The organism is Sphingomonas sp. Leaf30, from assembly GCF_001422525.1.
In the GTDB taxonomy this organism is placed as follows: domain Bacteria; phylum Pseudomonadota; class Alphaproteobacteria; order Sphingomonadales; family Sphingomonadaceae; genus Sphingomonas; species Sphingomonas aerolata.
The window spans coordinates 558,305-564,255 of sequence record NZ_LMKZ01000018.1; the positions used below are offsets into that span (position 1 = coordinate 558,305).

The 5,951-nt window shown below is 66.7% G+C and carries 3 protein-coding genes; all 3 read left to right on the forward strand.

Annotated features, from left to right (window positions below):
• The first annotated feature begins 29 nt into the window (after nt 1-29).
• Nucleotides 30-2,969 (forward strand): 2-oxoglutarate dehydrogenase E1 component, encoded by a 2,940-nt coding sequence (locus ASE89_RS16300; protein ID WP_056679813.1) that lies wholly within the window; start codon nt 30-32, stop codon nt 2,967-2,969.
• Nucleotides 2,970-3,132: 163 nt separating this feature from the next.
• Nucleotides 3,133-4,380 carry a 2-oxoglutarate dehydrogenase complex dihydrolipoyllysine-residue succinyltransferase gene (odhB, locus tag ASE89_RS16305; RefSeq protein WP_056679816.1) on the forward strand — a complete coding sequence of 416 codons (1,248 nt, stop codon included), beginning with the start codon at nt 3,133-3,135 and terminating at the stop codon, nt 4,378-4,380.
• A gap of 127 nt (nt 4,381-4,507) precedes the next feature.
• On the forward strand, nt 4,508-5,914 hold the full coding sequence (gene lpdA, locus ASE89_RS16310) for a dihydrolipoyl dehydrogenase (RefSeq protein ID WP_056679819.1): 1,407 nt from the start codon (nt 4,508-4,510) through the stop codon (nt 5,912-5,914).
• Nucleotides 5,915-5,951: the final 37 nt, after the last annotated feature.

Consider the following 5,951-nt stretch of genomic DNA (forward strand, 5'->3'; position numbering starts at 1 on the left):
GCGGGGAGAGGGCACTGAGGACGAGAACGATGGGCTACGAAGGCCAGGATTTCAGCGATATCGCAGCCGGCGTCAGCCCGGCGTTCGTAGAGACGCTCTACGCCAAGTTCACCGCCGATCCGGCCTCGGTCGAATCGGGCTGGCGGACGTTCTTCGAGGGGCTCGAAGGCTCCGCGCAGGGCCCGAGCTGGGAAAGCGCGCGCTGGCCGCTGACCACCACGGACGACCTGACCTCGGCGCTCGACCCGACCCAGATGGAGCCCGCGCCCAAGCCCGCAAAGGGTGGTGGCAAGCCCGCGCCCGCCGCCGCCGCGCCCGCGCCCGTCTCGAAGGACGAGATCGCCAAGGCCGCGGCCGACGCGATCCGCGCGCAGCTGCTGATCCGCACCTACCGCGTCCGCGGTCACCTCGCCGCCAATCTCGATCCGCTCGGCCTCTCGAAGCGCGAGATGCCCGAGGATCTCAAGACCGAATATCACGGCTTCTCCGACGCCGACATCGACCGCAAGGTCTATCTCGGCGGCACGATGGGCTTCGAATGGGCGACCATCCGCGAGCTCGTCGACACGCTGCGCAAGAATTATTGCGGCAATGTCGGCCTCGAATACATGCACATCGCCGATGTCGAGGAGCGCCGCTTCCTCCAGGAGCGCATGGAGGGCCAGGACAAGGCGATCGAGTTCTCCGTCGACGGCAAGAAGGCGATCCTCAACAAGGTCATCGAAGCCGAGCAGTGGGAGAAGTTCCTCGGCAAGAAGTATGTCGGCACGAAGCGCTTCGGGCTCGACGGCGGCGAATCGATGATCCCCGCGCTCGAATCGGTCATCAAATACGGCGGCCAGATGGGCGTGCGCGAGATCGTCATCGGCATGGCGCATCGCGGTCGTCTGAACGTGCTCGCCAACGTGATGGCCAAGCCGCTCCGCGTCATCTTCCACGAATTCGCCGGCGGCTCGGCCAACCCCGATGACATCGGCGGCTCGGGCGACGTGAAGTATCATCTCGGCACCAGCACCGACCGCGAGTTCGACGGCCACAAGGTTCATATGAGCCTTGTCGCCAACCCCTCGCATCTCGAGGCGGCCGATCCGGTCGTGCTCGGCAAGACGCGCGCGATCCAAACGCTCAACAACGACCTCAAGGACCATGTCGCCTCGCTCCCCGTGCTGATCCACGGCGACGCGGCGTTCGCGGGGCAGGGGATCGTCTGGGAGTGCCTCGGCTTCTCGGGCATTCGCGGCTACAACACCGGCGGCTGCGTCCACTTCATCATCAACAACCAGGTCGGCTTCACGACCAGCCCGCAGTTCGCGCGCTCGTCGCCCTACCCGTCGGACGTCGCCAAGGGCGTCCAGGCGCCGGTCTTCCACGTCAATGGCGACGATCCCGAGGCGGTGACCTTCGCCACCAAGATGGCGATGGAATTCCGTCAGAAGTTCCACCGCGACATCGTCATCGACATGTGGTGCTATCGCCGCTTCGGTCACAACGAGGGCGACGAGCCCTCCTTCACCCAGCCGCTGATGTACGACATCATCCGCAAGCATCCCGGCGTCAGCTCGGTCTATGGCAACCGCCTGATCAAGGAAGGCGTCATCGACCAGCCCTGGATCGACGAGAATGTGAAGCAGCTCACGCTCCGTCTCGAGGGTGAGTTCGAGGCGGGTGCGTCGTACAAGCCGAACAAGGCGGACTGGTTCGGTGGTCGCTGGACCGGCCTCAGCGCGCCGACCGACGGTGCGTCCGCGCGCCGCAACGTCGAGACGGGTCTCAGCCAGAAGCTGTTCGACTCGCTCGGCCGCACGCTGACGACCGTTCCCGAGAGCGTGAAGATCCACAAGACGCTCGCGCGCGTGCTCGACGCCAAGCGCGAGATGTTCAAGTCGGGCAAGGGCTTCGACTGGGCGACCGGCGAGGCGCTCGCCTTCGGCGGCCTGCTCTCCGAAGGGTACGGCGTCCGCCTGTCCGGCCAGGATTCGGGCCGCGGCACCTTCTCGCAGCGTCACGCGGTCTGGGTCGACCAGACCGACGAGCACAAGTACGTGCCGCTTCAGGAAATCGAGCACGGCAATTTCGAAGTGCTCGACAGCCCGCTGTCCGAATATGGCGTGCTCGGCTTCGAGTACGGCTATGCGCTCGCCGACCCGAAGACGCTCGTCCTCTGGGAGGCGCAGTTCGGCGATTTCGTCAACGGCGCGCAGATCATGATCGATCAGTTCATCACGTCGGGCGAGTCGAAGTGGCTTCGCGCCAACGGCCTCGTGATGCTGCTCCCGCATGGCTATGAAGGGCAGGGGCCCGAGCACAGCTCGGCCCGTCCCGAGCGCTTCCTCCAGTCCTGCGCGGACGACAATATCCAGGTCGCGAACTGCACCAGCCCGGCGAATTATTTCCACCTGCTCCGCCGGCAGATGCACCGCAACTTCCGCAAGCCCCTGATCGTGATGACGCCCAAGTCGTTGCTCCGTCACAAGCTCGCGGTGTCGAACGCCGAGGACTTCCAGGGCGACAGCCACTTCCGTCGCCTCCTGTCCGACACCAACGGTGCGGCGGATGTCGACACAAAGCGTCTCGTCCTGTGCACCGGCAAGGTCGCGTACGACCTGATCGAGGCGCGCGATGCGGCGGGCGACACCGACACGCAGATCGTCCGCGTCGAACAGCTCTATCCCTTCCCCGGCAACCCGATCGCCGAGCGCGTCGCCAAGATGCCGAACCTGGAAGAGATCGTCTGGGCGCAGGAAGAGCCGAAGAACAACGGCTACTGGTTCTTCGTCGAGCCGCTGATCGAGGAGGCGCTGGCCAGCGTGAATTCGCCGGTCAAGCGTGCGCGCTACGCCGGGCGCAGCGCCTCGGCCTCGCCCGCGACCGGCCTGATGAAGCGTCACCAGGCCGAGCAGGGCGCACTCGTCGCCGACGCACTCGGCCACAGCGTCCGCGACGAAATCCGCCGCACCCGCGCGAACTGAACCTTTTCTACCACCCCGGCGAAGGGGCACCCATCAAAGTAATACTTTGATGGGACCCAAGCCGGGGCCCAGTTGGGATGGTAGATATAATTGAGCGAAACGCCGGCCAATCAGCGTTTCGTAACTGGACCCCGGCCTACGCCGGGGTGGAGGAACCGAGAAAATGGCAACCGAAGTCACCGTCCCCGTCCTGGGTGAATCGATCACCGAAGCCACCCTCGGCGAGTGGCTGAAGCAGCCCGGCGACCCCGTCGCCGTCGACGAGCCCATCGCCAGCCTCGAGACCGACAAGGTCTCGGTCGAGGTGCCCTCGCCGGTCGCCGGCGTCATGGGCCAGCACGCGGTCGCGGTCGGCGACACGGTGCAGGTCGGCGCGATGCTCGCCACGATCGACTCGGGCGACGGCGCCGCTGCCGCTCCTGCAAAGGCACCCGAGCCCGCCGTGACCGCAACGCCCGCGGCGCCCGCCAAGGACGAGTCCGGCGCAGGCTACGGCGACCAGCCCGGCGCCGGCACCAGCGACTCGCCCGCAGCACTCTCGCCGTCGGTTCGCCGCGCGGTGCTCGAGCACGGCGTCGACCCCGGCACCGTCAAGGGCACCGGTCGCGACGGTCGCATCACCAAGGAAGACGTGACCGCCGCCGCCTCGAGCAAGCCCGCGCCTGCCGCAGCACCCGCGCCCGCACCGGCCGCAGCCCCCGCAGCCTCGGGTCGCGGCGAAGAGCGCGTCCGCATGACGCGCCTGCGCCAGACGATCGCCAAGCGCCTCAAGGAAGCGCAGAACACCGCCGCGATGCTGACGACGTTCAACGACGTCGACATGACCGCGGTGATCGAGGCGCGCGCCAAGTACAAGGACCTGTTCGAGAAGAAGCACGGCGTCCGCTTGGGCTTCATGGGCTTCTTCGTGAAGGCCGCGACCATGGCGCTGCGCGACATCCCCAGCGTCAACGCGTCGATCGACGGCGACGACATCGTCTATCACGACTATGCCGACATCTCGGTCGCGGTCTCGTCGCCGGGCGGCCTCGTCGTCCCCGTGATCCGCGATGCCGACCAGATGTCGGTCGCGACGATCGAGAAGACGATCGGCGACTTCGGCAAGCGCGCCAAGGACGGCGCGCTCAAGATGGACGAGATGAAGGGCGGCACCTTTACCATCTCGAACGGCGGCGTGTTCGGCTCGCTGATGTCGACCCCGATCATCAACCCGCCCCAGTCCGCGGTCCTCGGCCTCCACCGCATCGAGGAGCGCCCGGTCGTCGTGAACGGCCAGATCGTCATCCGCCCGATGATGTACCTCGCGCTCAGCTACGATCACCGCCTGATCGACGGCCGCGAAGCCGTGACGTTCCTCGTCGCGCTCAAGAACGCGATCGAAGACCCGACGCGGATCCTGATCGACCTGTAAATATCTAACCACCCCGGCGCAGGCCGGGGCCCAGTGGGGAAGGCCGCGGTGACGAAGCGCTTCGCCCTCCCCATATATCTCCCAACTGGGCCCCGGCCTGCGCCGGGGAAGTAAGAGAGAAGCGACAATGGCTGACTATGACTATGACGTCCTCGTAATCGGCGCAGGCCCCGGCGGCTACGTCGCCGCGATCCGCGCCGCGCAGCTCGGGCTGCGCACCGCCTGCGCCGAGAGCCGCGACACGCTCGGCGGCACCTGCCTCAACGTCGGCTGCATCCCGTCCAAGGCGCTGCTCCACGCGTCCGAAATCTACGAGGAGGCCAAGAGCGGCCACCTCACCAAGTTCGGCATCGATTTCCAGGGCGTCTCGCTCAACCTCGACCAGATGCACGCCGAGAAGGCCAAGGCCGTCAAGGAACTGACCGGCGGCGTCGAATTCCTGTTCAAGAAGAACAAGGTGACCTGGCTCAAGGGCAAGGCCGCGTTCCAGGACGCGCACACCGTCGACGTCAACGGCCAGACGGTCACCGCGAAGAACATCGTCATCGCCACCGGCTCGAGCGTCATGCCGCTCCCCGGCGTCGCGGTCGACCAGACCACGGTCGTCGACTCGACCGGCGCGCTCGCGCTCCCCAAGGTGCCCGAGCACATGGTCGTCATCGGCGGCGGCGTGATCGGTCTCGAGCTCGGCAGCGTCTGGCGTCGCCTCGGCGCGAAGGTGACCGTCGTCGAATTCGTCGACCAGATCCTCCCCGGCTTCGACGGCGAAGTCCGCCGTGAGAGCGCCAAGCTCTTCAAGAAGCAGGGCATGGAGCTCAAGCTCTCGACCAAGGTCACCGGCGTGACCGTCGACAACGGCGTCGCGACCGTCACCGTCGAGCCCGCCGCCGGCGGCGCGTCCGAGACGATGACCGCCGACGCGGTGCTCGTCTCGATCGGCCGCAAGGCCAATGTCGACGGCCTCAACCTCGAAGCCATCGGCCTCGAGCTCAACAAGCGCGGCCAGATCGAGACCGACCACAGCTTCAAGACCAAGGTCGACGGCGTGTGGGCGATCGGCGACTGCGTCCCCGGCCTGATGCTCGCGCACAAGGCGGAGGACGAGGGCGTCGCGGTGGCCGAGAACATCGCCGGCCAGACCGGCATCGTCAACGAGGACGTCATCCCGTCCGTCGTCTACACGATGCCCGAGATCGCTGGCGTCGGCCTCACCGAGGAAGCCGCGAAGGACATGACCGCCGAATCGGGTGGCATCAAGGTCGGCAAGTTCCCCTTCGCCGCCAACAGCCGCGCCAAGACCAACCGCGACACCGACGGCTTCGTCAAGGTCATCGCGGATGCGAAGACCGATCGCGTGCTGGGCGTCTGGATCGTCTCGAGCCTCGCCGGCACGCTGATCGCCGAAGCCGCCATCGCGATGGAATTCGGCGCGACCAGCGAAGACATCGCCTACACCTGCCACGCGCATCCGACGCATGCCGAGGCGCTCAAGGAAGCGGCGATGGCAGTACAGGGCAAGCCGATCCACATCTGAGTCCGACCGGGCGAGGCCGTAGCGTAAGCTACGGCCG

Bases quoted from the DNA above. Each gene is read 5' to 3' on its own strand.
- odhB (WP_056679816.1), top strand. From the start codon at position 3,133: ATGGCAACCGAAGTCACCGTCCCCGTCCTGGGTGAATCGATCACCGAA.
- lpdA (WP_056679819.1), top strand. From the start codon at position 4,508: ATGGCTGACTATGACTATGACGTCCTCGTAATCGGCGCAGGCCCCGGC.
- ASE89_RS16300 (WP_056679813.1), top strand. From the start codon at position 30: ATGGGCTACGAAGGCCAGGATTTCAGCGATATCGCAGCCGGCGTCAGC.